Source organism: Rhodanobacter soli (assembly GCF_039523495.1).
GTDB classification, from domain to species: Bacteria; Pseudomonadota; Gammaproteobacteria; order Xanthomonadales; family Rhodanobacteraceae; genus Rhodanobacter; species Rhodanobacter soli.
The window spans coordinates 1,790,707-1,816,253 of the sequence record NZ_BAAAFK010000001.1 but is presented as its reverse complement, the minus strand read 5'-3'; the positions used below and the strand labels follow the sequence as shown (position 1 = coordinate 1,816,253).

The 25,547-nt window shown below is 64.7% G+C and carries 23 protein-coding genes and 1 other RNA gene; 15 read left to right on the top strand and 9 right to left on the bottom strand.

The annotated features are described in order from the left end of the window. Positions 1-61: 61 nt before the first annotated feature. A complete protein-coding gene (locus tag ABD024_RS08245; protein WP_343851487.1) occupies positions 62-3,289 on the bottom strand; it encodes an Rne/Rng family ribonuclease in 3,228 nt (1,075 codons plus the stop codon). Positions 3,290-3,624: 335 nt separating this feature from the next. On the opposite strand from ABD024_RS08245, the gene ABD024_RS08240 reads away from it, so the two are divergent. Further along, positions 3,625-4,623 (top strand): RluA family pseudouridine synthase, encoded by a 999-nt coding sequence (locus tag ABD024_RS08240; protein WP_343851485.1) that lies wholly within the window; start codon positions 3,625-3,627, stop codon positions 4,621-4,623. Here ABD024_RS08240 and ABD024_RS08235 read toward each other — a convergent pair whose 3' ends face one another. Beyond that, positions 4,624-4,968 (bottom strand): 4a-hydroxytetrahydrobiopterin dehydratase, encoded by a 345-nt coding sequence (locus ABD024_RS08235; RefSeq protein WP_343851483.1) that lies wholly within the window; start codon positions 4,966-4,968, stop codon positions 4,624-4,626. It lies immediately after the preceding gene. Between the two features lie 154 nt (positions 4,969-5,122). On the opposite strand from ABD024_RS08235, the gene ABD024_RS08230 reads away from it, so the two are divergent. Beyond that, positions 5,123-5,731 carry an NfuA family Fe-S biogenesis protein gene (locus ABD024_RS08230; RefSeq protein ID WP_343851481.1) on the top strand — a complete coding sequence of 203 codons (609 nt, stop codon included), beginning with the start codon at positions 5,123-5,125 and terminating at the stop codon, positions 5,729-5,731. A gap of 73 nt (positions 5,732-5,804) precedes the next feature. Here the strand turns inward: ABD024_RS08230 and ABD024_RS08225 are convergent, their stop codons facing one another. Together ABD024_RS08225 and ABD024_RS08220 are read right to left on the bottom strand one after the other, a co-directional pair. Then, the gene (locus ABD024_RS08225; RefSeq protein ID WP_343851479.1) at positions 5,805-6,158 is read right to left on the bottom strand and encodes a c-type cytochrome; all 354 of its coding nucleotides are present in this window, start codon (positions 6,156-6,158) and stop codon (positions 5,805-5,807) included. 19 nt (positions 6,159-6,177) lie between these two features. Next, positions 6,178-6,501, bottom strand: a complete 324-nt coding sequence (locus tag ABD024_RS08220; protein ID WP_343854555.1) for a c-type cytochrome — start codon at positions 6,499-6,501, stop codon at positions 6,178-6,180. Between the two features lie 211 nt (positions 6,502-6,712). On the opposite strand from ABD024_RS08220, the gene ssrA reads away from it, so the two are divergent. Beyond that, positions 6,713-7,067, top strand: a transfer-messenger RNA (tmRNA) gene (ssrA, locus tag ABD024_RS08215). 54 nt (positions 7,068-7,121) lie between these two features. Here ssrA and smpB read toward each other — a convergent pair. Continuing rightward, positions 7,122-7,613: an SsrA-binding protein SmpB gene (smpB, locus tag ABD024_RS08210; RefSeq protein ID WP_343851477.1), complete on the bottom strand. Its 492-nt coding sequence runs from the start codon at positions 7,611-7,613 to the stop codon at positions 7,122-7,124. An 83-nt stretch (positions 7,614-7,696) separates the two neighbouring features. Between smpB and ABD024_RS08205 the strand changes: the two genes are divergently transcribed. Then, positions 7,697-8,128, top strand: coding sequence for a type II toxin-antitoxin system RatA family toxin (locus tag ABD024_RS08205; protein ID WP_343851475.1), 432 nt, complete (start codon positions 7,697-7,699; stop codon positions 8,126-8,128). Further along, a complete protein-coding gene (locus ABD024_RS08200; protein WP_343851473.1) occupies positions 8,121-8,399 on the top strand; it encodes an RnfH family protein in 279 nt (92 codons plus the stop codon). Before ABD024_RS08205 ends, ABD024_RS08200 begins: the two co-directional genes overlap by 8 nt. A 30-nt stretch (positions 8,400-8,429) precedes the next feature. On the opposite strand, the gene ABD024_RS08195 is transcribed toward ABD024_RS08200, so the two are convergent. Continuing rightward, a complete protein-coding gene (locus tag ABD024_RS08195; RefSeq protein ID WP_343851471.1) occupies positions 8,430-8,900 on the bottom strand; it encodes an outer membrane protein assembly factor BamE in 471 nt (156 codons plus the stop codon). A 75-nt stretch (positions 8,901-8,975) separates the two neighbouring features. Between ABD024_RS08195 and fur the strand changes: the two genes are divergently transcribed. Beyond that, positions 8,976-9,401 carry a ferric iron uptake transcriptional regulator gene (gene fur, locus ABD024_RS08190; protein ID WP_343851469.1) on the top strand — a complete coding sequence of 142 codons (426 nt, stop codon included), beginning with the start codon at positions 8,976-8,978 and terminating at the stop codon, positions 9,399-9,401. 293 nt (positions 9,402-9,694) lie between these two features. Here fur and ABD024_RS08185 read toward each other — a convergent pair whose 3' ends face one another. Beyond that, a complete protein-coding gene (locus ABD024_RS08185) occupies positions 9,695-11,293 on the bottom strand; it encodes an MASE1 domain-containing sensor histidine kinase (protein WP_343851467.1) in 1,599 nt (532 codons plus the stop codon). A gap of 96 nt (positions 11,294-11,389) precedes the next feature. Between ABD024_RS08185 and ABD024_RS08180 the strand changes: the two genes are divergently transcribed. After that, positions 11,390-12,025, top strand: coding sequence for a response regulator (locus ABD024_RS08180; protein WP_343851465.1), 636 nt, complete (start codon positions 11,390-11,392; stop codon positions 12,023-12,025). Between the two features lie 15 nt (positions 12,026-12,040). Here the strand turns inward: ABD024_RS08180 and recN are convergent, their stop codons facing one another. Beyond that, positions 12,041-13,714, bottom strand: a complete 1,674-nt coding sequence (gene recN / locus ABD024_RS08175; protein WP_343851463.1) for a DNA repair protein RecN — start codon at positions 13,712-13,714, stop codon at positions 12,041-12,043. A 123-nt stretch (positions 13,715-13,837) separates the two neighbouring features. Between recN and hrcA the strand changes: the two genes are divergently transcribed. From hrcA to dapB, 5 genes are all read left to right on the top strand, one after another. Beyond that, complete coding sequence (hrcA, locus tag ABD024_RS08170) at positions 13,838-14,908, top strand: heat-inducible transcriptional repressor HrcA (protein WP_343851461.1); 1,071 nt, start codon at positions 13,838-13,840, stop codon at positions 14,906-14,908. Between the two features lie 78 nt (positions 14,909-14,986). Beyond that, a complete protein-coding gene (gene grpE / locus ABD024_RS08165; protein WP_343851459.1) occupies positions 14,987-15,520 on the top strand; it encodes a nucleotide exchange factor GrpE in 534 nt (177 codons plus the stop codon). A 153-nt stretch (positions 15,521-15,673) separates the two neighbouring features. Next, the gene (gene dnaK / locus ABD024_RS08160) at positions 15,674-17,593 is read left to right on the top strand and encodes a molecular chaperone DnaK (protein ID WP_343851457.1); all 1,920 of its coding nucleotides are present in this window, start codon (positions 15,674-15,676) and stop codon (positions 17,591-17,593) included. A 111-nt stretch (positions 17,594-17,704) separates the two neighbouring features. Further along, positions 17,705-18,832 carry a molecular chaperone DnaJ gene (gene dnaJ / locus ABD024_RS08155; protein ID WP_343851454.1) on the top strand — a complete coding sequence of 376 codons (1,128 nt, stop codon included), beginning with the start codon at positions 17,705-17,707 and terminating at the stop codon, positions 18,830-18,832. A gap of 52 nt (positions 18,833-18,884) precedes the next feature. Continuing rightward, complete coding sequence (gene dapB / locus ABD024_RS08150) at positions 18,885-19,685, top strand: 4-hydroxy-tetrahydrodipicolinate reductase (protein ID WP_343851451.1); 801 nt, start codon at positions 18,885-18,887, stop codon at positions 19,683-19,685. A 54-nt stretch (positions 19,686-19,739) separates the two neighbouring features. Here the strand turns inward: dapB and ABD024_RS08145 are convergent, their stop codons facing one another. Continuing rightward, positions 19,740-20,435: a 2OG-Fe(II) oxygenase gene (locus ABD024_RS08145; RefSeq protein ID WP_343851449.1), complete on the bottom strand. Its 696-nt coding sequence runs from the start codon at positions 20,433-20,435 to the stop codon at positions 19,740-19,742. A gap of 213 nt (positions 20,436-20,648) precedes the next feature. On the opposite strand from ABD024_RS08145, the gene carA reads away from it, so the two are divergent. From carA to greA, 3 genes are read left to right on the top strand one after another with little or no spacing between them, the layout of a single operon-like run. Continuing rightward, entirely contained in the window at positions 20,649-21,785 is a 1,137-nt protein-coding gene (gene carA / locus ABD024_RS08140; protein ID WP_343851447.1) for a glutamine-hydrolyzing carbamoyl-phosphate synthase small subunit, read from the top strand. Beyond that, positions 21,778-25,005 carry a carbamoyl-phosphate synthase large subunit gene (gene carB, locus ABD024_RS08135; protein ID WP_343851446.1) on the top strand — a complete coding sequence of 1,076 codons (3,228 nt, stop codon included), beginning with the start codon at positions 21,778-21,780 and terminating at the stop codon, positions 25,003-25,005. Before carA ends, carB begins: the two co-directional genes overlap by 8 nt. Further along, complete coding sequence (gene greA, locus ABD024_RS08130; protein WP_343851444.1) at positions 25,002-25,478, top strand: transcription elongation factor GreA; 477 nt, start codon at positions 25,002-25,004, stop codon at positions 25,476-25,478. Before carB ends, greA begins: the two co-directional genes overlap by 4 nt. Positions 25,479-25,547 lie beyond the last annotated feature (69 nt).

The window sequence follows — 25,547 nt, the reverse complement described above, 5'->3', positions numbered from 1 at the left end:
CCACAATGAAAAACCGGACGCGAGTCCGGTTTTTCATTGTGTGACGCGATGTCGTGATGACTCAGCCGTGTGAGTCACTCTTGTGTGCGTCGGACTCGTCGTGCGACAGCGGCGACGCGGGTTCGCTTTCCTCGTCAGCCGGCATCGTCGGCTTTGCCGGATGAGAAGGGACCGGCTGGGTCAGCAAGTCGCCTTGCTTGGGCAGTGGCAGCGAGGCTATGGGGTTGGCTGCTGTCGGCTTCTCAGAAGCGCCGGCCGTGAGCGCCGGTGCCGTCACGCTGACCGCATGGTCGTCCTGATGGACAGCCGGGGTTGTCGGCGTTACCACCGGCGTAGCCGGAGCGACAGTCACAGGGGCCGCGACTGTCGGGCCTGTCGGAGCCGGGGCCGGTCGCGCCGTCGTCGGTTGGGCCGTCAGCTGGTCCGCATCAGGAGTCGGTCGACTGACCGTCGTCGGAGCCGCGGCAACCGTCGTGATGACTGCCGGTGCCACGGGAGCAGCTTCGACCTTTGCAGCGGGAGTATCCACACCGGCCGCGGCAGCCGGCGGCGCAGACGGAATCGGCGCGTGGGCGGGTGCTGGAGTGATCCTGACGGTGTCCCGCTCGGCTGAGGTCGTTGCCGCTGCAGATTGCCCCTGGTTCGGGATCGGCGGCAGAGTTGGCAGGTTGAATGCCGTAGCGGGCGGCGCCGCGGCACTGACCATTGCCACCGCGGCCGTGACGAACGGCTTGGGCTGGCTGTCGACCGGGGCAGCGACGGGCTGTTCGATTGACTGCGCAACAACCGGCTGACGAACCAGGGGAGCAACTGCATGGATGGCATCGTCGGTCGCGTTGTTGCTGGCGACAGCGGCAGCCGCGGGCAGCGATTCACGCGGCGATTGTTCGCTGCGTACTGCCTGGCTACCCGTTGCCGGAGCAGCGGTGGCATCTTCGTCGCGATCTTCGTCATCGAGCGCCTGCGCCTGCTCGTTGTCGACGTCCGTACCGCTCGCGCCGGTCTCGTCATGACGGCGCCGGCGGCGGCCACCGCGACGACCCCGGCGACGGCGTGACTGGCTGCCTTCGGTATCCGCTGCGTTGTCAGCGGACTCCGGCGCGGTCGACTCGGCCAGCGGCGTGAGCAGCAACTCGGCTTCCTTGGCTGCGTCATCCAGCGGAGCGGCAGTGGTGGGGCGTTCATCGGTGACGATACGAGACTGCCGTTCGGCCTTCGGCTGCTGCTGCGGGCTCGGCTTGCGCTCGGTTCGTGCCTGGTTGTTTTCAGCTGCGGCCGGCTTGGGTTGACGCTCCGCCTTGACGGCCTGCGTCTGGGCCTGCTGCGACGGACGCGACTGCGCCTCGTTGTTGCGCTGGCGGTTGCTGCGGGCCTGCTGCTGGGCAGCAGCTTTCGGCTGCTGCGTCGTTTCGCGCCGCGGCTGGCGCGAGGACGACGCAGTCGCGGTGTTGCCGCCGCGATTGCCGCGCTCGTCACGGCGATTGCGGTTGCCGCCGTCGTTGCTGTTGTTGTCGGCGTGCTTTGGCGTCGATGCCGGAGCAGCCGCTTCCGCGCTGCGGAACCAACCCAGCAGGCGCGAAATGACGCCGCCGGTCGGCGCAGTACGGGCCACCGGGGCAGCAGCAGGCTGGCGGCGCGCGACAGGCTGCGGAGCAGCGACCGGCGTGACAATTTCCTCGCGCACCGGGGCCGGGCTGGACGGCACGATACCGCTCACCGCAGGCTGTTCGCCGCTGCCCAGGGCCTGGCCCATCTTCGGCAGCTCGGCAGTTTCCACCGTGGTCAGGCGTTCGTAGCTGGGCTTGCTGTGTTCGCCCATGTCCGCTTCGCGGATGCGCTGGATCTCGATATGCGGGGTTTCCAGCTTCTCGTCGGCAACGATCATCACGTGCACCTTGTGGCGCAGTTCGATCTCGACCACGCTGGCACGCTTCTCGTTGAGCAGGAAGTTGGCGACGCTGCTCGGCGCCTGCACCAGCACCTGGCCGGTGTTGTCCTTCATCGCATGTTCTTCGATCAGGCGCAGGGTCGACAGCGACAGCGATTCCACGCCGCGGATGTGGCCGTGACCTTCGCAGCGCGGGCAGGTGATCTGGGTCGCCTCACCGAGGCTCGGGCGCAGTCGCTGGCGGGACATCTCGAGCAGACCGAAGCGCGAGATCCGGCCGATCTGTACGCGGGCGCGGTCCAGTTTCAGCGCGTCTTTCAGGCGATCTTCCACTTCACGCTGGTGCTTCGGGCTATCCATGTCGATGAAGTCGATCACCAGCAGGCCGCCGGCATCGCGGATGCGCGCTTGGCGGGCGATTTCCACCGCGGCCTCGCAATTGGTGTTGAACGCCGTTTCCTCGATGTCGCTGCCCTTGGTCGCCTTGGACGAGTTGACGTCGATCGCGGTCAGCGCCTCGGTCTGGTCGATCACGATCGAACCACCCGACGGCAGGCGTACCTGGCGATCGAACGCGCTCTCGATCTGCGTCTCGATCTGGTAGCGGGTGAACAACGGGGTGTCGTCGCGGTACAGCTTGAGCTTGCGCAGCGCGTTCGGCATCACCTGCTGCATGAAGTCGCGGGCGTCGTTGTACAGCGGCTCGTCGTCGATCAGGATCTCGCCGATGTCGCTGCGCAGGTAGTCGCGCAGGGCACGGATGAACAGCTTCGACTCCTGATAGATCAGGAACGGCGCTTTCTGCTTGTTGGCCGCTTCGGAGATCGACTTCCACAACTGCAGCAGGTAGTCCAGGTCCCACTGCAGCTCTTCGGCGTCGCGGCCGAGGCCGGCGGTGCGCACAATCAGGCCGACGTCGTCAGGCACGGTGACGTGGTCGAGCGCTTCCTTCAGCGCCTGCCGGTCCTCGCCCTCGATCCGGCGCGAGACGCCGCCGGCTTTCGGGTTGTTCGGCATCAGCACCATGTAGCGGCCGGCCAGGCTGATGAACGTGGTCAGGGCAGCGCCCTTGTTGCCGCGTTCTTCCTTTTCCACCTGAACGACGACTTCCTGACCTTCCTTGATCAGTTCGCGGATGTTCGCCTTGTGCGGGTCCATGCCCGCGGTGAAGTAATCGCGGGAGATTTCCTTCAGCGGCAGGAAGCCGTGGCGTTCGGCGCCATACTCGACGAAGCAGGCTTCGAGTGAAGCCTCAACTCGAGTGATCCGACCCTTGTAAATATTGGACTTTTTCTGTTCCCGTGAAGGGATTTCGATGTCCAGGTCGTACAGGTTCTGGCCATCGACAATGGCCACGCGCAACTCTTCACGCTGAGTCGCGTTGATCAACATACGTTTCATGGTGGTAATCCTCGGCTTGGCCGCGCGTCGCGCGCCACGGTGGCGCCACAATGGCGGCCTGCCGGGGATCGCGCCGCTGCGGTTAAGCGGCAAAAAAACGGCACCGTTTCCGGCGTCGGGATGATTCGGTCAGCTGCGCCCGCCGCCCCGATCCCGCAATGGCATCGGACAAACAGCAACCCAAACCGTTACGATGAAAGGGAGTCGCTACCGGCGGCCAGAAGGCAACCGGAGCAATCCTCGCCGACGTTACGGGCGGGCACTCGACCCGATCCAGACTTCGATGGGCAGAATGTAGCGCCCGCCGAGTATCCTATTTAAGCAGGTTTTTTTCAATGCAGACGGCAACTTCCCCTGACGCACCTCACGGTGTACGTCAAGTCGCGATCGGTCCCGAGCGGGACGGCCAGCGCATCGACAATGCACTGGTGACCCTGCTCAAGGGCGTGCCCAAGAGCATGATTTATCGGCTTTTGCGTACCGGCCAGGTACGCGTGAACGGCAAGCGGGCCAAGCCGGATACCCGTCTCGCTGACGGTGACACGCTGCGCATTCCACCCGTGCGGGTGGCGGAACGACCGGAGGGGCGTGCGCCGGCCAGCGGTCTGGTGGCATCCGTGGCCGATTCGATCATTTTCGAGGACAAGCATTTCCTGGTCATCGACAAGCCGTCCGGCGTCGCCAGCCACGGCGGCAGCGGCGTCAGCCATGGCGCAATCGAGTTGCTGCGCGCGGCCCGGCCACAGGAACACCTGGAGCTGGTGCATCGGCTGGATCGCGATACCAGCGGCGTGCTGGTGTTTGCCCGCACCCGGGCCGGGCTGACCGGTCTGCAGGCGGCGATCCGCGCCGGCGAAGTCACCAAACAATACCTGTGCCTGATGCTCGGTCACCCGTCCAAGGCGAAGTTCGACGTCAACGCGCCGTTGCTGAAATCGGTCATGCAGGGCGGCGAACGGATGGTACGGGTGGCCGACAACGGCAAGCCGTCATTGACGTTTTTCCGGGAAATGGAGCAGTACCCGAGCGCCCGCCTGATGCAGGCCACGCTGGGCACCGGTCGCACCCATCAGATCCGCGTGCATGCGGCACATATCGGTCATCCGCTGGCTGGCGACCCGAAATACGGCGACCGCGAGATGAACAAGCGCTTCCGCGAGATGGGTTTGAGCCGCATGTTCCTGCACGCCTCGCACATGAGCTTCGACCTGGACGGGCGCGCTTACAGCTTTTCCGCGCCGCTGCCGGACGATCTGAAGGATTTTCTCGACGTGCTGTCGGTGAAAGGCAAGCGGCTGCTGTGGATGAAGGAAAAATCGCGTACCGACTTCTGATCAGCGCGCCAGCAGGGCCTCGACCCGCGCGGCGCAGATGAAGTCGTTCAGCGACAGCCCACCGACGTCGTGGGTCGACCACAACACCTGGCAATGACCGTAACCGGCTTCGAGGTCCGGGTGGTGGTCTTCCTGGTTGGCCATGAAGCCCACCGCGTTGATGAAGCCCAGCGTGTGATGGAAGTCGGCAAACTTGAAGTCCTTGACGATGGCCGCACCGTCACCACGCAGTTGCCAGCCCGACGGCAGCAACTGCAACAGCTCGGCCACTTGCCCGGCGCCCAGCGCGTGTTCCTTGCCCTTGAGCGCTTGGCAGTGCCGGGTGGCCAGGTCGTTCGCGTTCATGGGGATCTCCATCAGGGCTGAAAGTCTTGGGATGCGAAGCGTCGAAGTTGTGCACGCAAATGTCAAAGCGCGCATGGAACTTGAAACAGGACTAAAATGGTGCTGTATCGCCGGTAAGGTTTACGGGCGCCCGTTTGGTGACACTGGAGCAGGCATGATCGACATTTCAGAACGCGCGCAGCAACACTTTCTGCGGCTTCTCTCACAACAGGGCATCGACGGGCTGGGCATCCGCCTGCGGGTGACCTCGCCGGGCACGCCAGCGGCCAACTGCGAGCTGGAATTCTGCGAACCCGCGGACCTAGCCGGTGGCGAGTGGACGATCGAGTGCGCCGGCTTCGACTTCCATGTCGACGGCGACAGCGCCAGCTGGCTGGACCACGCCAGTATCGATTTCGAGCCGAATGCCACCGGTGGCCAGCTGAACATCCGCGCGCCGAAGATCAAGGGCAACGTACCGGGGGCAGAAGCGGGTTTGATCGAGCGTGTGCGCTACGTGCTGGAGGCGGAGATCAATCCGAAGCTGGCCTCGCACGGCGGCCGGGTCAGTCTGCTGGAGATCGACGCCGACGGTGCGGTGCTGCTGCAGTTCGGCGGCGGCTGCCATGGCTGCGGCATGGTCGACGTGACGCTGAAGCAAGGCGTGGAAAAGACCTTGCGCGAGCGGGTGCCGGAAATCACCGCGGTACGCGACGCCACCAACCACGCCGTCGGCGAAAAGCCTTACTACAGCAAGGCCGAAGGCAAGTCAGCGATTGCCTGAACCAAGTCCGGATCGCGCAAAAACAAAGGCCCGCCGAAGCGGGCCTTTGTTTTCATGCAGCGCGGCAGCAGGTTTACTTGTCGCCGCTGATGTGGCCCTTCAGCGTATCGAGCTTGCTCGGCAGGCTGGAGAAGTACGTGGCAACGTCCTCGATGTCCTGGTCGGACAGCGTGGCTACCATGCCTTTCATGATCGGGTTGTTGCGCTGGCCGCCCTTGTACTCGTGCAGCACGCGCTGCAGATACAGGTTGTACTGGCCGGCGAGGCGCGGGTACTGCGGGTCGATCGAATTGCCGTCGACACCGTGGCAGGCGAAGCAGGTGGCTGCCTTCTGCTTGCCGTTCTCGGCGTTGCCGGTGGCAAGCAGCTGGGTGGAAGCGAACGCCAGGATGGCGCCGAATGAAAGCAGGGTAATCGCACGTTTCATGCGGGAGGTCCTTGGCAACTTACTTGGCGAGACTGGAAAGATAGGCGGCAATGTTCTGGATGTCCGTTGCGGACAGGCTCTGCGCCTGCGCATCCATGGTTGGGTGCTTGCGGTCGCCGTTCTGGTAACCCTGCAGCGCATTGATGATGTACTGCTCGTTCTGGCCGGCGATCTTCGGCACCGGGTACTGCGGGTAGGCGTTGGTGTAGCCAGGTATCCCATGGCAACCAGCGCACGTGTAAATGAGTTTGCGTCCGGCAGCCTTGTCACCTTCAGCGTGAACGCTGGTGGCGGCGAAGAGGGCTGTGGCCACGGCCAGGCCAAGCAATTGCAATCGAGTCATCGAGATCATTCCCACGAGTGCGACGGGTACAGGGTCATATAAGCCACCAAGTATAGACGTTGCTTTAACGCGTGAACAACACTGCGCTCGGGAATGCTCAATGTTTGCGCAGCGTGCGTCCGATATCGCGTGTTTCACGCTGACAGCATCGGGCGACATTGCTGTGGTGGCCATTGCCCCCATATACTGGCGTGGTTATATCGTTTTCCCCGGGGGTGTCCTGGCTTCGACGGGGGTAGTGAGATGACTTGGTGCATGCCGAGGGGGCAGCTTTCCTCGTTAATCCAGCAGCAAACTCATAGTTGCCAACGACGACAACTACGCTCTCGCCGCTTAAGGCGTAAGCCCCGAACCCACTTGTGCTCATGCTCGTCGGTGTAGGGTCATTATCATGAGATCGCCGAACGCTGCCGCCTGGCGGTTCTAGGCTAAATCAATCAGGCTGGTTCCGCGGTGCGCTTCGCCCACCGTGCTTGTCGCGGAACGAGATCGAACGGTGAGCTAAGCATGTAGATCCGGGCATTTAACGCCTTCGGACGCGGGTTCGACTCCCGCCACCTCCACCAATGCAAAACCCCCGAGCGATCGGGGGTTTTTTTTGTGGTTTTGTCGTGGCGGAGTCAGGCGGCGCGATTGTGCGAACGCATCGTGCGCTGCTTCTCGATCTGCCAGTCACGCTGTTTTTCCGTATCGCGCTTGTCGTGTTCCTGCTTGCCGCGAGCGAGGCCAATCTCGACTTTCACCTTGTTGCCTTTCCAGTACATCGCGGTGGGCACGAGGGTGTAGCCCTTGCGCTCGACGGCGCCGACCAGTTGATCGATTTCCTTCCGATGCAACAGCAATTTTCGGGTGCGTCGATCTTCCGCGATGACGTGGGTGGAGGCGCTGATCAGCGGCGGGATGGAGGTGCCGATCAGGAATATCTCGTTCTTCAGGACGACCGCGTAGCTGTCGCCGAAGTTGATCCGGCCAGCGCGCAGTGCCTTCAGCTCCCAGCCTTGCAGGGCGATGCCGGCCTCGAAGCGCTGGTCGATGTGGTACTCGAAACGCGAGCGCTTGTTGAGCGCGATGGTGCCGCCACCCTTGTTGTCTTTGTCCTTCGCCTTGGCCATGTCCGTTAAACTCGGGCCTTGTTGCCCTGATGCCGATTCCGCCGCATACCGGGCCAAACCAAGCGTGATGTGAAGAGGTTGCCGTGATCGAAATTCGTCGCAGCGCGTTGGTGAAGTATTCGCCGGCGCAGATGTTCGACCTGGTCAATGAAGTTGAAGCATACCCAAAGCGCTTCTCCTGGTGTGCCGCTGCCGAGGTCATCGAGCGCAAGGAGGATGTGCTGGTGGCGCGGCTGGATCTCAAGTTTGCCGGATTCCACCAGAGCTTCACCACGCGCAACACGATCGATCCGCCGCAGCGCCTGCGGATGGACCTGGTCGACGGCCCGTTCCGCAGCCTTGAAGGCGTGTGGGACTTCATCGCCCTCGGCGATGCCGGCTGCAAGGTCGCGTTTGCGCTGGATTTCGACTATGCCGGCCGACTTGGTGGCAGCGCGCTGAAGCTGGGTTTCCAGGGGCTGGCCGGACGCATGGTGGATGACTTCTGCCGCGAAGCCGAGCGTGTCTATGGCTGAGCGCACGATCCGCGTCGAGGTGGTTTACGCGGGGGCGGAGCGACCGATCCAGCGTCGGGCCGCGCTGGCCGAGGGCAGCACGGTGATGCAGGCGATCGATGCCTCGGGGATTGCCGCCATGCTTCCGGACGGTGCGATCGAACCGGCTCGTCTTGGCATTTTCGCGCGAAAAGTGACGCCGGACCGGCTCGTGCGGGAAGGCGACCGGATCGAGATCTACCGGCCGCTGCTGCTTGATCCGATGGAGGCCCGCCGTCGGCGCGCCCGCTGAAAGCCGGCCGGGCTGGGTGACCCACCCCGATCAATGGCCGTCGTTGCTGCCCTGGTTGCCGCCCTGGCCAAAGCCACCATCATTCTTCTTGTCGTCCGGCGACGTGTTCTTGTCGCCCCGGGTCTCATTGACCGGATAGCCGGCGTTGTACTTCTTGCTGTCCTTGACCAGCTGCTGGGCATCCTGCGCAAAGAAATCGCCCTCGGTGCGCACCAGGGTGTCGTTGTTGAAGGTGAGGGTGAACGTGCGCACTTTCATGGCGCCACCACGGTGCGACAGGGTCGACACGTAGTCCCAACGACTCTGGTCGAACGGTGTACTCACCGAAGGCGTCCCCATCAGCACCAATACCTGGTGCTTGGTCAGGCCGGGTTTGAGCTGATCCACCGTTTTCTTGTCGAGCAGGTTGCCTTGCTGCACGTCGGGTTTGTAGACGATATGGCAGCCGGCAATGGAAAGCGCCAGCACGGCGAAAACCAGCAGGGTAATCAGCTTTTGCATGCGTGTTGCGTCCGGATCGTGAAGGTGTCGGATGATACACTACCGGCTCGAAAACGCCGTGTGCGGGGGTGGGTCATGGAACAGGAAACCAAAGAGCTGCGCAGGGTTGGCCTCAAGGTGACCCATCCGCGCATGCGCATCCTGCAAATCTTCGATGAGGAGGGGGCACAGCATCTCACCGCCGAAGACGTCTACAAAAAACTGCTTGCCCACCAGGAAGACATCGGCCTGGCCACGGTGTATCGCGTGCTGACCCAGTTCGAGGCGGCAGGCATCATCGTCAAGCACAATTTCGAAGGTGGCCAGGCTGTTTACGAACTCGATCGCGGCAAGCATCACGATCACATGATTGATGTGGACAGCGGGAAAGTGATCGAGTTCGTCAGCGAGGAGATCGAGCGCCTGCAGCACGAGATTGCGGCCAAGCACGGTTACGTGATCGAGGACCACAGCCTGGTGCTGTACGTGCGGCCGAAACAGCGTGCCTCTCGCAAAGACTAGAAGAGTCGCTGTCTTGAGTCCTGCGGGAATGCCGGGCGATGAAAGCGGGCATAAAAAAGCCGCGAGGAGGACTCCTGTCCGCCCGCGGCTGCTCCCCTACCTGTCGGCCGGCAATGCGAATGGCTCGCTGTTGCCCTTGACTCTCGCCAGGTAGCGGCGAAACGGCATCCTGCCGTTGTTTCAGAGCCCCCGTCCCCACGGTGACTCTGATCCACCATCTTGCGATGGTGGCTCCCCCACATCGATGAAGGGATCCTAACGAGGGCTTTACGTTTCCGGTATCGGAAAAATTCCTAGTTTTGCCGGTTACTCTCGGATGGATTGTTGTTGCCGCGCAGCAAAATTCGCAGGTGGACACCGGCCGGGGCGGGGCGCAGGCGGAACTGTCCGCCGAGCGAGGTGACCCGGTCGCGCATGCCTTGCAGGCCGCGGCCGCCTCGAGGCAGTCGGCTGGGCAGGCCGGCGCCGTCGTCGCGCAGGTCGAGCAAGGCCACCGCGATGCCTTGGCGCTCGCCAATGCGCAGGCGCAGCCTGAACTCGCTGGCCTTGGCGTGTTTGACGGCATTGGTCGCGCTTTCCTGCACCAGCCGGTAGATCGCGGTGCGAGTGTCGTCGTCAAGCAGGCGCGGGTCGCCGTGCAATTCAGTGCGGTAGGCCATCCCGGCGGTGTTCAGCAGGTCGCGGATCGGGCCTTCGTCGAGGGCGCGCAGCAATCCGAACTCATCCAGCACGGCGGGGCGCAGGTCATCCAGCAGGCGGTGCAGGGCGCGTCGCATGTGCGCCAGGATGGTATTGATCGAGGTGCTGATGTCCTCCATGCCGGCCTGGTGCAGGCGCGCCTGGGCCAGTTTCACGTGGGTCTGGATCGCGGTGATGTTCTGGCCCAGTTCGTCGTGCAGTTCGGCAGCCAGGTGTCGGCGCTGGTTCTCGTCCGCCTGCAGGTTGCCGCGGGCGGCGTCGCGCAATTGATGGGCCAACTGGTCCAGCCGGCGGTTGACCGCGCCCAGGTAGACGTTCTGCTCGGCGACGCGCTCGCTGCTTCGGCGCAATGCATCGGTGGCTGACCCCAGCATCAGCGCACCGGTACCGGCCACCGCCAGGAACAGGTAGGCCGCGGCGTTCGACGGAGCATGGCCCAGGTGCTGGTCGACCAGGGTCATGCCGAGGCTGGTGATCAGCATGGCGAGGCTGGCGCCACGCCAGCCGTGGCGGAACGCGAAAAACAACACCGGCGCCAACGACAGTACACGGGCGAATTGCGGTTGCGGCGCGGCCTGTTCGGACAGCACCAGCAGGATCGTCATGGAAGGCAACATCACCAGCAGTCCATCCATGAACAGGCTGGCCAAGGCGCGTTGTTCGATCCGGGTACGCAACAGCATGATCATCAACGGCACGATCAGCAGGATGCCCAGGTAATGGCTGAGCAGTTCCTCGCCGAGTACGCGGATCATCAGTTCGGGTGAGCTCGGCGTGCTGACCAGCGCCAGCAGCGCTGCATCGACGGCGGTGGTTGCGGTCACCACCAGCACCACCGAAAGCATCAGGCGAGTCACCTCCTGCGGGCTGTGCAGGCTGGCGTGCAGGTTGAACCGTCGCAGCAGCCACAGGCCGGCGGCCATCACCAGCGGCTCGGGCAATTCGTCGACAGCGAAACCGAACCAGCCCAGCGGCAGGCCATGGGCCACGCCGATGCCGGCGGTGGCGACCAGTTCAGCCCCGAGCAGCCAGCCCCAGTAGCGAACCGGGGTGAGCAACAGGGCGCCAAAGCGCAAGCCGTACGGCAGCATCCAGTACGGCTGCACAGTCAGCCACAACAGCAGCCACAACAGCAGGTAGCCGGCAGCTAGCAAGGGGCCGGAGTCGGGCAGGCGTAGGGGTTTCAGGCGCATGCGCGGATGTTACATGCGCACTGCAGCGTGATGGTCGGCCTTGTCGCCGGCAAGCCGGATCTGCACAACCGTGAGGTCCCTGTGTAAAGTAACGGGATGTACAGCATTGTTCTGGTCGATGACCATGCCATCGTTCGCGAGGGCTTCAAGCGGCTGATCGAGATGGAGTCGGATCTCGACGTGGTAGCCGAGTGCCGCAACGCCGACGATGCGGTCGAGGCGGTCAGTCACTGGCGCCCTGACCTGGTCGCGCTGGATCTGTCCTTGCCTGACGGCAGTGGGCTGCCGCTGATCGAACATCTGCTCAGCGTCCACTCGCAAACCCACATCGTGGTATTGAGCATGCACGATGGCGAACCGTACGTGTCCGAGGCACTACGCCGCGGCGCCAGCGGTTACGTCACCAAGGGCGTGGCGCCGGAAGAGCTGGTCGCTGGCCTGCGCGCGGTGATGCAGGGCGAATGCTTCCTCAGTTCGGATTTGCGCCAGCGCCGGGCCGATCGGCCGAATGCGGCGCTGGATCCGATCAACCGGCTGACCACGCGCGAACGCGAGGTGTTTCTACTGCTGGCCGGCGGCCGTGCCCCGAAGCAGGTGGCGGCGGAGCTGGGGATCGGCCAGAAGACTGTCTACATTCACCGCGCCAGCCTGATGGGCAAGCTGGGTGCGGGTTCGGAACTGGACCTGTACCGGATGGCGACCGAGCGCGGGATGTTGCCGCCGGCCGGGTGACGCCGGATCGTCGCATCAGGCAGTCTGCGCCCGCGCCAGCATCTGCTTCGCATGAGCCCGCGTCTCGCGGGTGATCTCGACACCACCCAGCATGCGCGCCAACTCGTCGCGGCGGCCAGCCGCATCAAGCCTTTCGATCTGCGTACGGGTGGAGTCGCCGTCGCTGTGCTTGCTGACCCGCAGGTGCGCATGGCCCTGGGCGGCTACCTGCGGCAGGTGGGTGACGCACAGCACCTGCCGCTGGGCGCCCAGCGCGCGCAGTTTCTGTCCGACCACTTCGGCAACCGCGCCGCCGATGCCGGTGTCGACCTCGTCGAAGATCATGCTGCCGACGGTGTCCTTGCCCAGCGTGGCGACCTCGATCGCCAGGCTGATGCGGGCCAGCTCGCCGCCGGAGGCAACCTTGCGCAGCGGGCGCAGCGGTTGGCCGGGGTTGGCGCTTACCAGCAGTTCGCAGCGTTCCGCCCCTTGCGGATCCGGTTCGTCACCGGCCGCCGGTTCCAGTTCGGCGCGCAACAAGCCGCCGGCCATGCCCAGTTCGGCCATCAACACGCTGACCTCATCGCCGAGCCGGGTGGCCGCTGTCGTACGCGCCTCGCTGAGCCTGGCTGCCGTGCTGGCGTAACCGTCTTGCAGGCGCTGGCGTTGTGCCGCCAACTGCTCCAGTGCGTCACCGGCACCCTCGAGCTCGATCAGCTCGGCGCGCAGCGCAGCCAGTCGCTCGTGCAGCTCGGCCACCGGCAGCCGATGCCGACGTGACAGCTCGTGCAGGCGGGCCAGGTGATTGTCGACTTCGGTGTAGCGTTCCGGGTCGAGATCGACGTCCTGGGCATAGCGCGCCAGGCCGTCAGCGGCTTCACCGAGTTCGATGCCGGCGTTGTCCAGCAGTTCCAGCAGCGGAGTCAGCTTGCCGTCGAGCGCCGCCAGCTTGCCGAGTTCGGCATGCGCCCGGCCGAGTGCGCGACGCAACGCGAATTCACTGTCGCCATCGAGCAGTTCGACCACGCCGGCGGTGCCTTCGGCCAGGCGGCCGGCGTTGGCGAGGCGCTTGTGGTGCGCCTCGAGTTCTTCCAGTTCGGCGGGCGGTAGCGCCCATTTTTCCAGTTCGCCGATCTCATGGCGCAGCAGCTCGATGCGCCGGTCGCGATCATCGCCACCGCTGAGCTTGCGCATGCGCGCGCCCAGTTCGCGCCATTGCACGGCGCTGTCGCGCACCTGCGCCAGCAAGTCGTCGTGACCGGCATAGGCATCCAGCAGAGCCAACTGGTGCGACCGCGACAGCAGTGCCTGGTGCTCGTGCTGGCCGTGGATCTCGACCAGCAGCGCGGCCAGGTCGCCAAGCTGGCGGGCGTTCGCGGGGCGGCCATTGATCCAGGCCTTGGAGCTGCCTTCGGCACGAATCACCCGGCGCAGTTGGCAGCCGCCATCCTCGTCCAGTTCCTCGCGTTGCAGCCAGTCACGGGCCTCGGGCAGGTCGGTCAGGTCGAACTCGGCCGCCAGCTCCGCGCGATCGCTGCCGGTGCGCACCATGCCACTGTCGGCGCGGGCGCCAGCCAGCAGCATCAGTGCGTCGACCAGCAGCGACTTGCCGGCCCCGGTTTCCCCGCTGACCACGGTCAGGCCCGGGCCGAACGCGACCTCGGCGGCTTCGACGACGGCAAAATGACGGACGTAGAGCGAAGTGAGCATGGGCAGGTTGATGATGGGGTGGTGGGATTGTAGCGGCAGCCGGATGGCTCCTGGACACGTTCCACTTGCAAGCCGCGTGCGCAGACCTTATTTCTGTCGGGTCTCAAGGATTGCTACAACAGCATGATCAACCCGCATGGCCACGACCTCGACTCACGCGCGCGCAGCCTGTTGCGCACGCTGATCGCCCAATACCTGGTCGACGGCGAGCCGGTTGGCTCACGCACATTGTCGCGTTCGTCCGGCCTGGACGTGAGCCCGGCGACGATCCGCAACATCATGGCCGATCTCGAAGATGCCGGCCTGGTCGCTTCGCCACATACCTCGGCGGGACGTGTACCGACACCGCGCGGCCTGCGCCTGTTCGTCGACAGCCTGATCGAGCTGCAGCCGCTGCCGCGCGCGGAAATGGCTCGCCTGCAGCGCGAACTGCCGCCGGGGCCGACCACCACGCGCGACCTGCTCGGCAATGCCTCCACTCTGCTGTCGGCGATGACCCATTTCGCCGGGGTGGTCACGGTACCGCGTCAAGCCGACTTTCCGCTGCGGCATATCGACTTCGTGGCGTTGCCGGATGCGCGGGTGCTGGTGATTCTGGTGTTCAGCGACAATCAGGTGCAGAACCGCATCGTGCAATTGGCCCGGCCGCTCGACGGCCGCGAGCTGGAGCAGGCGGCGAACTACCTGAACAACCACTTCGTCGGCCTGCGCGTGGACGACATCCGCGCCCACCTGCTGGCCGAAGTACGCAAGACCGGCAGCGAGCTGAACCATCTGCTGGCCAGCACGGTGGAACTGGCTACCGCCTCGTTCGCGCCGGCGGCGAACGGCTCCAGCGGTCCGGACGTGCTGGTCAGTGGCCAGACCAATCTGATGGGTTACTCCGAGCTGGCCGACATGCAGCGCCTGCGCGAGCTGTTCGAGGCGTTCCAGCAGAAAAACGAATTGCTGCAGCTGATGGAAGTCTGTGCCCGGGCGCCGGGCGTGCGCCTGTTCATCGGCGAGGAATCCGGCTTTACCGCGCTTGACGGCTGCAGCGTGGTCACCGCCAGCTATGGCGCGCAGGGGCGTGTGCTCGGCGCGGTCGGCGTGATCGGCCCGACCCGGATGGCCTACGCGCGGGTGATCCCGGTGGTACAGGCCACCGCCGAATTGCTCAGCGACGCCTTGAATCGCGCCGCCACGACCCTATAACCGCAGCGGGAGGCGGGGTTTCTCGCAAATCTGGACGGTCGGCATCCGTGCCGGCCATGACAATCGTTTGGAGTGAGCATGCAGAACAACGATCCGCAGTCGCCGGGCGAGGCGCCGACCCAGGCCCCGCCCGCCGAGTCGACGACCACTGAACTGGAGAGCCTGCAGGTGCGCGTGGCCGAGCTGGAAGCAAGCAATGCCGAGTTGCGCGAGACGGTATTGCGTGAACATGCGGAGCTGGAGAACCAGCGCCGCCGCCTGCATCGCGACCTGGAGCAGGCCCGTCGCTTCGCCAACGAAAAACTGTTGAGCGAATTGCTGCCCGTCTACGACGGCCTGGAGAGTGGCCTGGCGATCGAGGGCGGCGACTTCGCCTCGATGCGCGAAGGCCTCGGTCTGACCCTGAAGGCGTTGCTGAAGGTGGCCGAGAACCACGGCATGGCGCAGGTCGACCCGCTGGGTCAGCCGCTCGATCCGGAACGCCACCACGCGGTGAGCATGGTCGAGGCGCCGGGTCAGGCGCCGGGCACCGTGGTCAGCGTGCTGCAGAAGGGTTATGTGCTGAACGATCGCCTGCTGCGCCCCGCGCTGGTCGCGGTGGCGAAGGACTGAGCGGCACCGTCGCCTGCGCCCACCTGAACGGCGCGGCGGCGAACACCACGAAATCGCATCCGGGGCCTTGCCGGCATTGAATCGCCAAGGCAGAACCCCATCTGAAAACCAGCGCGGCCGCGGCGGCCGCAGATAGATTTGGAGAGCATACGCATGGGCAAGATCATCGGTATCGACCTGGGCACGACCAACTCCTGTGTGTCCGTGATGGACGGCAGTACGACGAAGGTCATCGAAAACTCGGAAGGCGACCGCACCACGCCCTCCATCGTCGCCTTCACCAAGGACGGCGAAGTGCTGGTGGGCGCCTCGGCCAAGCGGCAGAGCGTGACCAACCCGAAGAACACCTTCTACGCGGTGAAGCGCCTGATCGGCCGCAAGTTCACCGACAAGGAAGTGCAGAAAGATCTGCACATCGTGCCCTACGGCATCCTTGCGCACGACAACGGCGATGCCTGGGTGCAGACCTCCGACGGCAAGAAGATGGCGCCGCAGGAAATCGCCGCAAAGGTGCTGATGAAGATGAAGAAGACCGCCGAGGACTATCTCGGCGAGACGATCACCGAAGCGGTGATCACCGTGCCGGCCTACTTCAACGACAGCCAGCGCCAGGCGACCAAGGACGCCGGCAAGATCGCCGGCCTCGACGTCAAGCGCATCATCAACGAGCCGACTGCGGCCGCGCTGGCCTATGGCCTGGACAAGAAGGGCGGTGACCGCAAGATCGCGGTGTACGACCTGGGTGGCGGCACCTTCGACGTGTCGATCATCGAGATCGCCGAAGTCGACGGCGAGAAGCAGTTCGAGGTGCTGGCCACCAACGGCGACACCTTCCTCGGTGGCGAGGATTTCGACATGCGCGTCATCGACTACCTGGTCGAGGAATTCCAGAAAGAGCAGGGCATCGACCTGCGCAAGGATCCGCTCGCGCTGCAGCGCCTGAAGGACGCCGCCGAGCGCGCCAAGATCGAACTGTCCTCGAACCACCAGACCGACGTGAACCTGCCGTACGTGACGGCCGACGCGTCCGGCCCGAAGCATCTGAACATCAAGCTGACCCGGGCCAAGCTCGAAGCGCTGGTGGAGGATCTGGTCAAGCGCACCATCGATCCGTGCCGCACCGCGCTGAATGACGCCGGCCTGCGCGTGTCCGACATCGACGACGTGATCCTGGTCGGTGGCCAGACCCGCATGCCGAAGGTGCAGGAAGCGGTGAAGGACTTCTTCGGCAAGGAGCCGCGCAAGGATGTCAACCCGGACGAGGCCGTTGCCGTAGGCGCGGCGATCCAGGGCGGCGTGCTGGGCGGTTCGGTCAAGGACGTGCTGCTGCTCGACGTCACCCCGCTGTCGCTCGGCATCGAGACGATGGGCGGCGTGATGACCAAGCTGATCGAGAAGAACACCACGGTGCCGACCAAGGCCTCGCAGACCTTCTCCACCGCCGACGACAACCAGACCGCGGTGACCGTGCACGTGCTGCAGGGCGAGCGTGAACGCGCCAGCGCGAACAAGTCGCTGGGCAAGTTCGATCTGCAGGGCATCGACCCGGCGCCACGCGGCATGCCGCAGATTGAGGTCACCTTCGACATCGACGCCAACGGCATCCTGCATGTGTCGGCCAAGGACAAGAAGACCGGAAAGGAACAGAAGATCGAGATCAAGGCCGGCTCGGGCCTGTCCGAGGAAGAGATCCAGCGGATGGTCGCCGACGCCGAGGCGAACAAGGAAGAGGACAAGAAGTTCCACGAACTGGTCGCCACGCGCAACAAGGCCGACCAGCTGGTGCATGCCACTCGCAGCGCGCTGAAGGAGCATGGCGGCAAGGTGCCGGCCGATCAGCTCAGCAGCATCGAGGGCGCGTTGTCCGATCTGGAGAAGGTCAAGGACGGCGACGACAAGGCCGCGATCGAGGCCAAGGTCGAGAAGCTGGAGCAGGTGGCGCAGGCGCTTTACGCCGCCGCGCAGGGTGGTGGTCCGGCCGATGCCGGCGCACAATCCGCGCCTGGCGGTTCGGCCCAGCCGGACGACGTGGTCGACGCCGAATTCACTGAAGTGAAGGGCGACAAGCAATAATCGGTACCGTCATCGGCACGGCCGATTGACCAGCCCGCGCCAGGAATCCTCCCCGCGCGGGCTGTTTGTTGAATGCAGGGCAGGGGCGTGGCAAGCAGTGTGGATGCATGAATGAGCAAGCGTGACTACTACGAGGTGCTGGGCGTCGAGCGCAGTGTCAGCGAAGCCGAACTGAAGAAATCCTTCCGCCGGCTGGCAATGAAATACCATCCGGACCGCTGCCCGGACGATCCCACGGCACAGGACAAGTTCAAGGAGGCCAAGGAGGCCTATGAAGTGCTGTCCGATGCCTCGAAGCGCGCGATGTACGACCAGCACGGCCACGCCGCCTTCGAGAACGGCATGGGCGGTCGCGGCGGCGCCGGTTTCGGCGATGTCGGCGACATCTTTGGCGACATTTTCGGTGACATCTTCGGCCGCAGTGGTGGCGGGCGCGGCCGTCCGCGGCGCGGCGCCGACCTGCGCTACATCATGGAACTGGACCTGGAGGAGGCCGTGTTCGGCGTCAGCCGGCAGATCGAAGTGCCCACCCAGGTCAACTGCCATCACTGCAACGGCAGCGGCTCGGAGGACGGCAAGGTCAGCAAATGCAAGACCTGCAACGGCCACGGCCAGGTGCGCATGCAGAACGGCATCTTCTCGATCCAACAGGCTTGCCCGCACTGCGGCGGCAGCGGCCAGGCAATCGAGAAGCCGTGCAGGAAATGCCACGGTGAAGGCCGCCTCGAGGAAACCCGCACGCTGTCGGTGCAGATCCCCGAGGGCGTCGACAACGGCGATCGCATTCGCCTGACCGGGCAGGGCGAGGCCGGCCCATCCGGTGCGCCGGCCGGCGACCTGTATGTGGAAGTCCACGTGCGCGAGCACGCGATCTTCCAACGCGACGGCAACGATCTGTACTGCGAGTTGCCGATCCGCTTTTCGCAGGCGGCGCTGGGCGCCGAACTGCCGGTGCCGACGCTGGAAGGCGAAGTGCCGGTCAGCATTCCGCCGGAGACGCAGACCGGCACCCAGTTCCGCCTGCGCGGCCGCGGCGTCAAGTCGGTGCGCAGCAGTCGCCACGGCGATCTGATCTGCCGTGTGGTGGTGGAGACGCCGGTACGGTTGACCAGGCAGCAGCGCGAGTTGCTGGAATCGCTGGAAGCCACCTTCGACAGCAGCGACACCGGCAAGCACACCCCGCGTGCGAAGGGTTGGGTCGACGGCGTGAGGAAATTCTGGTCGAAAGTCACCGCGTAAGCTTCATCGCCCCCGCTAGCATGTACGGACCGACCACTGGAGTGCGCCGCCGATGACCCGCCCCCTTCGCCTCGCCCTCAGTGGTGCCTCCGGCCGCATGGGCCACGCGCTGCTGGATCTGCTCGGCGAAGACGCCCGCTTCGAACTGGTGCATGCGGTGGTGGCGCCGGGTTCGGTCCACGATGGCCAGCCGGTATCTGCCGCTGCAGCGGGTTCCCTGCGGTATGCGCACGACTGGACGCAGGCGCCGCCGATCGACGTCATCGTCGACTTCAGCGGCCCGGCCGCGCTGGCGCTGGCGCTCGATCACTGCCTGGCGCATGGCACGGCTCTGGTCAGCGGCACCACCGGTGTGGAGGCTGCGCTGGAAGCGCGGTTGGCCGATGCCGGTCAGCACATCGCAATCCTGCGCGCCGCCAACTTCAGCCTCGGCGTGGCAGTGCTGACACGCTTGCTGCGCGAAGCCGCAGCAGCCCTGCCGGACTGGGACCTGGAAATCGTCGAAGCGCATCACGGCCGCAAACAGGACGCGCCCTCCGGCACCGCGCTGGCGCTCGGCCAAGCGGCGGCGGCGGCGCGCAACACCACGCTGGAAGCAGCGGCGGTATACAGCCGCGAAGGCCGCCCCGGCGAACGGGTCGAGGGCAGCATCGGTTTCGCCGTGGTGCGCGGCGGCGACATCGTGGGCGAGCACACCGCCATGCTGATCGGGCAGGGTGAACGGCTGGAACTCGTGCATCGCGCCACCGACCGCTCGATCTTTGCGCGTGGCGCCTTGCACGCGGCGCATTGGCTGGCGGGTCGTGCGCCGGGGCAGTGGCAGCTGGACGACGTGATCACCGCGCTGCGCTGAGACGGCACAGCAAGTCATGGACCCGTGGGGCGAACCGGCGCTGCCGGACAGACTTCAGCCGCGGTGCGAGGCGTTGCGATCGCGGCCTGCGCCGAGTTTGGCGTCGAGGCTGCCAAACAATTTCTTGAACATGCGCGAGAAGTTTCCGCGCTTCGTCTTGCGCAGCTTCTCCTCTTCGCTGGTCAACCAGGCAACCTGGATCACCCGCCGTTCGCCCTCATAGGGCAGATGGCCGTGGAAGGAGTTCTCGCAGCGCTTGAATACAGCGAACTCGCCGTAGAGTGGTGCCAGCTCCGGGGCTACGACGCTGTCGATGTCGTCGATCTTGTGCAGGAAACGCAGGCAGCCATCGCTGGTATCCGGCCATTGCGCATTCAGATAGATCAGCGCGGTCGCCACTTTGGATTTGCTGTCGGTATGGATGGTGCCATGGCGCTTGTTGAGCAGGCGACACAGTGTCACCAGGGTCGGGTACTGGCCGAGATTGTCGATCCCCAGCCGTTCGCCGACGGCACGGGCAAACGCCGGCGAAGTCATGTTCTCGATCAGTGCATTGACGCTCGGGCCACAGTCGGCCGGATCGTAGGGAAAGAAGCCGGCGCTGGCATAGCGCGGAAAATCGCGGTCCAGGTCGCCGCGCACTTCGTTCGGTAACTGGCCATGCGCGACCATGAACGGAAAGGGCTGCTGCTGCACCGTGGTATCCGGGCGATCGAGGCGGGCGGGATCGAGCAGGACAGCAGCACTCATGGGACATCGGACTCCAGCAAAATGTGGCCTAGTGTAGCGCCGACCGATCAGCGGATATGGGCGAAAAATCGCAAGATTCATGTTCTGTGAGGTGGACAGAAACGGCGCCGCCGCTTATCATTTCTACCCGCCCAGATCCTTTCCCTTCCAAGCTCCTCAAGCCAGCAATCGTGCGGCTTGCGGACTTTGCTGCATCCAAAAGGCGGTTACCGTATGCCTATTCCTGCCCTGCTGGCCCTCGAAGACGGCAGCGTGTTCCATGGTCACGCCGTCGGAGCGACCGGCGAAACCGTTGGCGAGGTGGTTTTCAACACCGCGATGACCGGTTACCAGGAGATCCTCACCGATCCCTCCTATGCGCGCCAGATCGTCACGCTGACCTACCCGCATATCGGCAATACCGGCGTCAATGCCGAGGATGTCGAGTCCACTGCCGTGCATGCTGCCGGACTGATCGTGCGCGATGTACCGCGCCGTGCCAGCAGCTGGCGCAGCACCGAAAGTCTGCCGGATTACCTGAAGCGCCATGGCACGGTCGCGATCGCCGGCATCGACACCCGTCGGCTGACCCGCATTCTGCGCGACAAGGGCGCGCTGGCCGGCTGCATCGTGGCGGGCGAGCAGATCGACGCCGAGGCCGCGCTCGCCAAGGCACGCGCGTTTCCCGGCCTGAACGGGATGGACCTGGCCAAGGTGGTCAGCACCACCAAACCGTATGTGTGGAACCAGGGCGTGTACGACCTCGACCGCACCGCGTTCAACCAGCCCGCGATGCGCTTCAAGGTAGTTGCCTACGATTACGGCACCAAGCTCAACATCCTGCGTCTGCTCGCCGAGCAGGGCTGCGAGGTCACCGTGGTGCCGGCGCAGACGCCTGCCGCGGAGGTGCTGGCGATGCAGCCCGATGGCGTGTTCCTGTCCAACGGCCCCGGCGATCCGGCGGCTTGCGACTATGCCATCGCGGCAACCCGTGCATTCCTCGACGCGAAGATCCCGCTGTTCGGTATCTGCCTTGGCCAACAGCTGATGGGCCTGGCGCTGGGCGGCAAGACGCTGAAAATGAAGTTCGGTCATCACGGTGCGAATCACCCGGTCAAGGACCTGGACGATGGCCGCGTGCTGATCACCTCGCAGAACCACGGCTTCGCGGTGGATCCGACGACGCTGCCCGCCAATGTGCGGGTCACCCACACCTCGCTGTTCGACGGTTCGCTGCAGGGTTTCGCGCTGACCGACCGTCCGGCGTTCTGCTTCCAGGGCCATCCCGAAGCGAGCCCCGGCCCGCTCGACGTCGGCTATCTGTTCAAACGTTTCGCGGCACTGATGCAGGAGGCCCGCACGCATGCCTAAGCGTACCGATATCAAGAGCATCCTCATCATCGGTGCCGGCCCGATCGTGATCGGCCAAGCCTGCGAGTTCGACTACTCCGGCGCGCAGGCCTGCAAGGCGCTGAAGGAAGAGGGCTACCGGGTGATCCTGGTGAACTCGAACCCCGCCACGATCATGACCGACCCGGACACTGCCGACGCGGTCTACATCGAGCCGATCAACTGGCAGACGGTGGAACGCATCATCGCCAAGGAGCGCCCGGACGCGGTGCTGCCCACGATGGGCGGCCAGACCGGCCTGAACTGCGCACTCGACCTGGCCGACCATGGCGTGCTGGAGAAGTACAACGTCGAGCTGATCGGCGCCAAGCGTGAAGCCATTCGCATGGCCGAAGACCGCGAGCTTTTCCGCGTGGCGATGGGCGAGATCGGGCTGGAATGCCCGAAGGCCGAAATAGTGCGCACGTTCGAGCAGGCGCTGCTGACCCAGGCCAAGGTGGGTTTTCCCACGGTCATCCGGCCCAGCTTCACGCTCGGCGGCTCCGGCGGCGGCATCGCCTACAACCGCGAGGAGTTCGAGGAGATCGTCAAGCGCGGTCTGGAACTGTCGCCGGTGGGCGAGGTGCTGGTCGAGGAATCCGTGCTCGGCTGGAAGGAGTTCGAGATGGAGGTGGTCCGCGACACCGCGGACAACTGCATCATCGTGTGCTCGATCGAGAACCTCGATCCGATGGGCGTACACACCGGCGACTCGATCACCGTGGCGCCGGCACAGACGCTCACCGACAAGGAATACCAGCGCCTGCGCGACGCCTCGATCGCGGTGCTGCGCAAGATCGGCGTGGATACCGGCGGCTCCAACGTGCAGTTCGGCATCAATGCCGAAGACGGTCGCGTGGTGGTGATCGAGATGAATCCGCGCGTGTCGCGTTCATCCGCGCTGGCGTCGAAGGCAACCGGTTTCCCGATCGCCAAGATTGCCGCGAAACTGGCGGTCGGCTACACGCTGGACGAGCTGAAGAATGACATCACCGGTGGCCTGACGCCGGCGTCGTTCGAGCCGTCGATCGACTACGTGGTCACCAAGATTCCGCGCTTTGCGTTCGAGAAATTCCCGGCCGCCGATGCCCGTCTGACCACTCAGATGAAGTCGGTGGGCGAAGTGATGGCGATCGGCCGCAGCTTCCACGAGTCGCTGCAGAAGGCGCTGCGCGGGCTGGAGATCGGCAAGACCGGACTCAATCCGACCGGGTTGGACATCAGCACGGCGGACGGCCTGGCTTCACTCAAGCGCGAGCTGCGCGAGCCCCGCCCGGATCGCGTATTCCACCTGGCCGACGCATTCCGTGCCGGCCTCTCGCTGGAAGAAGTGCATAGCCTCAGCCGCGTCGACCCATGGTTCCTCGCCGCGTTCGAGGACATCGTGCTGACCGAAGCGGAAGTCGTGGCGCAGGGCATCACCGCGCTCGACGAGCCGCGCGTGCGTGAACTCAAGCGGCTCGGTTTCGCCGATGCACGCCTGGCCGAACTGCTCAACACTGACGAAGCCTCGATGCGCCATCTGCGTCATACGCTCGGTGTGCGTCCGGTGTACAAACGGGTGGATTCCTGCGCAGCCGAGTTCGCCACCAGCACGGCCTATATGTATTCGACCTACGAGGAAGAGTGCGAGGCGGCGCCAACCAACCGCGACAAGATCATCGTGCTCGGCGGCGGCCCGAACCGGATAGGGCAGGGCATCGAGTTCGACTACTGCTGCGTGCACGCGTCGCTGGCGCTGCGCGAGGATGGTTACGAAACCATCATGGTCAACTGCAATCCGGAGACGGTGTCGACCGATTACGACACTTCCGACCGGTTGTACTTCGAGCCGCTGACGCTGGAAGACGTGCTGGAAATTGTCCACGTCGAAAAGCCGAAGGGCGTGATCGTGCAGTACGGCGGGCAGACTCCGCTGAAGCTGGCGCGCGCGCTGGAAGCGGCCGGAGTACCGATCATCGGCACCAGCCCCGACTCGATCGACCTGGCCGAGGACCGCGAGCGCTTCCAGCACATGATCGAGAAGATCGGTCTGAAGCAGCCACCGAACCGCACCGCGCGCAACGCCGACGAGGCGCTGGCGCTGGCGCGCGAGATCGGCTATCCCCTGGTGGTGCGGCCGAGCTACGTGCTGGGCGGCCGCGCGATGGAAGTGGTGCATGACGACGCCGACCTGTCGCGCTACATCCGCGATGCGGTGAAGGTATCGAACGATTCGCCGGTGCTGCTGGACCGTTTCCTCGACCACGCAGTCGAGGTCGACGTGGACGTGATCGCCGATGCCGAGGGCACCGTGCTGATCGGCGGCATCATGGAGCACATCGAGGAGGCCGGCGTGCACTCGGGCGATTCGTCCTGTTCGCTGCCGCCGTACTCGCTGAGCGCGGAAATCCAGGACGAGATGCGTCGCCAGGTCAGTGCCATGGCGAAGGAACTGAAGGTGATCGGCCTGATGAACACGCAGTTCGCGATCCAGGGCGACACGGTGTTCATTCTGGAAGTGAACCCGCGCGCCTCGCGCACGGTACCGTTCGTGTCCAAGGCCACCGGCGTGCCGCTGGCCAAGATTGCTGCGCGCGTGATGGCCGGCCGTTCGCTGATCAGCCTGAACGCGACGCGCGAGGTAATCCCGGCGTACTACTCGGTGAAGGAGGCGATCTTCCCGTTCCTGAAATTCCAGAACGTCGACCCGATTCTCGGACCCGAGATGCGTTCGACCGGTGAAGTGATGGGCGTGGGCCGCAGTTTCGGTGCCGCGTTCGCGCGTGGCCACGAGGCGGCCGGGATCAAGGTACCGACGATCGGCAAGGCGTTCCTGTCGGTGCGCGATGGCGACAAGGCCCCCCTGTTGCCGGTGGCCAGGGAGATCATTGCGCGCGGTTTCAACGTGGTGGCGACCTCCGGTACCGCCAGCTACCTGACCGAGCATGGCGTCGCCTGCGAGCGCATCAACAAGGTGCTCGAAGGCCGCCCGCACATCGTCGACTTGATCAAGAACGGCGAGATCGTTTACATCGTCAACACCACCGAGGGCAAGCAGGCGATCGCCGATTCGTTCTCGATCCGGCGCGAAGCACTGCAGCATCGCGTCACGTATTCCACTACCGTGGCAGGCGCCCGTGCGCTCGTGCATTCGCTGGATTTTCACGGCGATGGTGAAGTGCACAGCCTGCAGGAACTGCACGAGGAGCTCAGCGCATGAGTCGCCCCCCCATCACCAAGACCGGCTCCGAGCGTCTGCGCGCGGAAATGGAACGGCTGAAGTCCGCCGACCGCCCGCGCATCATCGCGGCGATTGCCGAGGCTCGCGCGCACGGTGATCTCAAGGAGAACGCGGAGTATCACGCCGCGCGCGAACTGCAGAGTTTTACCGAGGGCCGCATTGCCCAGTTGGAGGCCTTGCTGTCGACCGCCGAGGTGATCGATGTTGCCCAACTGAAGCCGGGCAATCGCGTGGTGTTCGGCGCCACCGTGGACCTGGAGGACGAGGACTCCGGTGTAGCGGTGACCTACCAGATCGTCGGCGACCTGGAAGCAGACATCAAGCAGCGATTGATCGCGGTGTCTTCGCCGATCGCCCGGGCCCTGATCGGCAAGAGTGCCGGCGACAGCTTCGAGTTCACCGCGCCGAACGGCGTCAAGCACTATGAAATCATCGACGTCCGTTACGCATGACGGCGGTCGATGGCCCCGGGGCGTCGCCGCCGGGGCCTTGATGGATACCCACTGATGGATGCCCACAAA

What these genes read in the sequence shown, in the direction of transcription:
- ABD024_RS08225 (WP_343851479.1), bottom strand. Translation starts at nt 6,158, where the DNA reads ATGAAACGTGCGATTACCCTGCTTTCATTCGGCGCCATCCTGGCGTTC.
- dapB (WP_343851451.1), top strand. Translation starts at nt 18,885, where the DNA reads ATGACCCGCCCCCTTCGCCTCGCCCTCAGTGGTGCCTCCGGCCGCATG.
- ABD024_RS08185 (WP_343851467.1), bottom strand. Translation starts at nt 11,293, where the DNA reads ATGCGCCTGAAACCCCTACGCCTGCCCGACTCCGGCCCCTTGCTAGCT.
- ABD024_RS08145 (WP_343851449.1), bottom strand. Translation starts at nt 20,435, where the DNA reads ATGAGTGCTGCTGTCCTGCTCGATCCCGCCCGCCTCGATCGCCCGGAT.
- grpE (WP_343851459.1), top strand. Translation starts at nt 14,987, where the DNA reads ATGCAGAACAACGATCCGCAGTCGCCGGGCGAGGCGCCGACCCAGGCC.
- carB (WP_343851446.1), top strand. Translation starts at nt 21,778, where the DNA reads ATGCCTAAGCGTACCGATATCAAGAGCATCCTCATCATCGGTGCCGGC.
- greA (WP_343851444.1), top strand. Translation starts at nt 25,002, where the DNA reads ATGAGTCGCCCCCCCATCACCAAGACCGGCTCCGAGCGTCTGCGCGCG.
- ABD024_RS08180 (WP_343851465.1), top strand. Translation starts at nt 11,390, where the DNA reads ATGTACAGCATTGTTCTGGTCGATGACCATGCCATCGTTCGCGAGGGC.
- ABD024_RS08240 (WP_343851485.1), top strand. Translation starts at nt 3,625, where the DNA reads ATGCAGACGGCAACTTCCCCTGACGCACCTCACGGTGTACGTCAAGTC.
- ABD024_RS08200 (WP_343851473.1), top strand. Translation starts at nt 8,121, where the DNA reads ATGGCTGAGCGCACGATCCGCGTCGAGGTGGTTTACGCGGGGGCGGAG.
- ABD024_RS08245 (WP_343851487.1), bottom strand. Translation starts at nt 3,289, where the DNA reads ATGAAACGTATGTTGATCAACGCGACTCAGCGTGAAGAGTTGCGCGTG.
- dnaK (WP_343851457.1), top strand. Translation starts at nt 15,674, where the DNA reads ATGGGCAAGATCATCGGTATCGACCTGGGCACGACCAACTCCTGTGTG.
- ABD024_RS08220 (WP_343854555.1), bottom strand. Translation starts at nt 6,501, where the DNA reads ATGACTCGATTGCAATTGCTTGGCCTGGCCGTGGCCACAGCCCTCTTC.
- recN (WP_343851463.1), bottom strand. Translation starts at nt 13,714, where the DNA reads ATGCTCACTTCGCTCTACGTCCGTCATTTTGCCGTCGTCGAAGCCGCC.
- hrcA (WP_343851461.1), top strand. Translation starts at nt 13,838, where the DNA reads ATGATCAACCCGCATGGCCACGACCTCGACTCACGCGCGCGCAGCCTG.
- smpB (WP_343851477.1), bottom strand. Translation starts at nt 7,613, where the DNA reads ATGGCCAAGGCGAAGGACAAAGACAACAAGGGTGGCGGCACCATCGCG.
- carA (WP_343851447.1), top strand. Translation starts at nt 20,649, where the DNA reads ATGCCTATTCCTGCCCTGCTGGCCCTCGAAGACGGCAGCGTGTTCCAT.
- ABD024_RS08195 (WP_343851471.1), bottom strand. Translation starts at nt 8,900, where the DNA reads ATGCAAAAGCTGATTACCCTGCTGGTTTTCGCCGTGCTGGCGCTTTCC.
- fur (WP_343851469.1), top strand. Translation starts at nt 8,976, where the DNA reads ATGGAACAGGAAACCAAAGAGCTGCGCAGGGTTGGCCTCAAGGTGACC.
- ABD024_RS08230 (WP_343851481.1), top strand. Translation starts at nt 5,123, where the DNA reads ATGATCGACATTTCAGAACGCGCGCAGCAACACTTTCTGCGGCTTCTC.
- ABD024_RS08235 (WP_343851483.1), bottom strand. Translation starts at nt 4,968, where the DNA reads ATGAACGCGAACGACCTGGCCACCCGGCACTGCCAAGCGCTCAAGGGC.
- dnaJ (WP_343851454.1), top strand. Translation starts at nt 17,705, where the DNA reads ATGAGCAAGCGTGACTACTACGAGGTGCTGGGCGTCGAGCGCAGTGTC.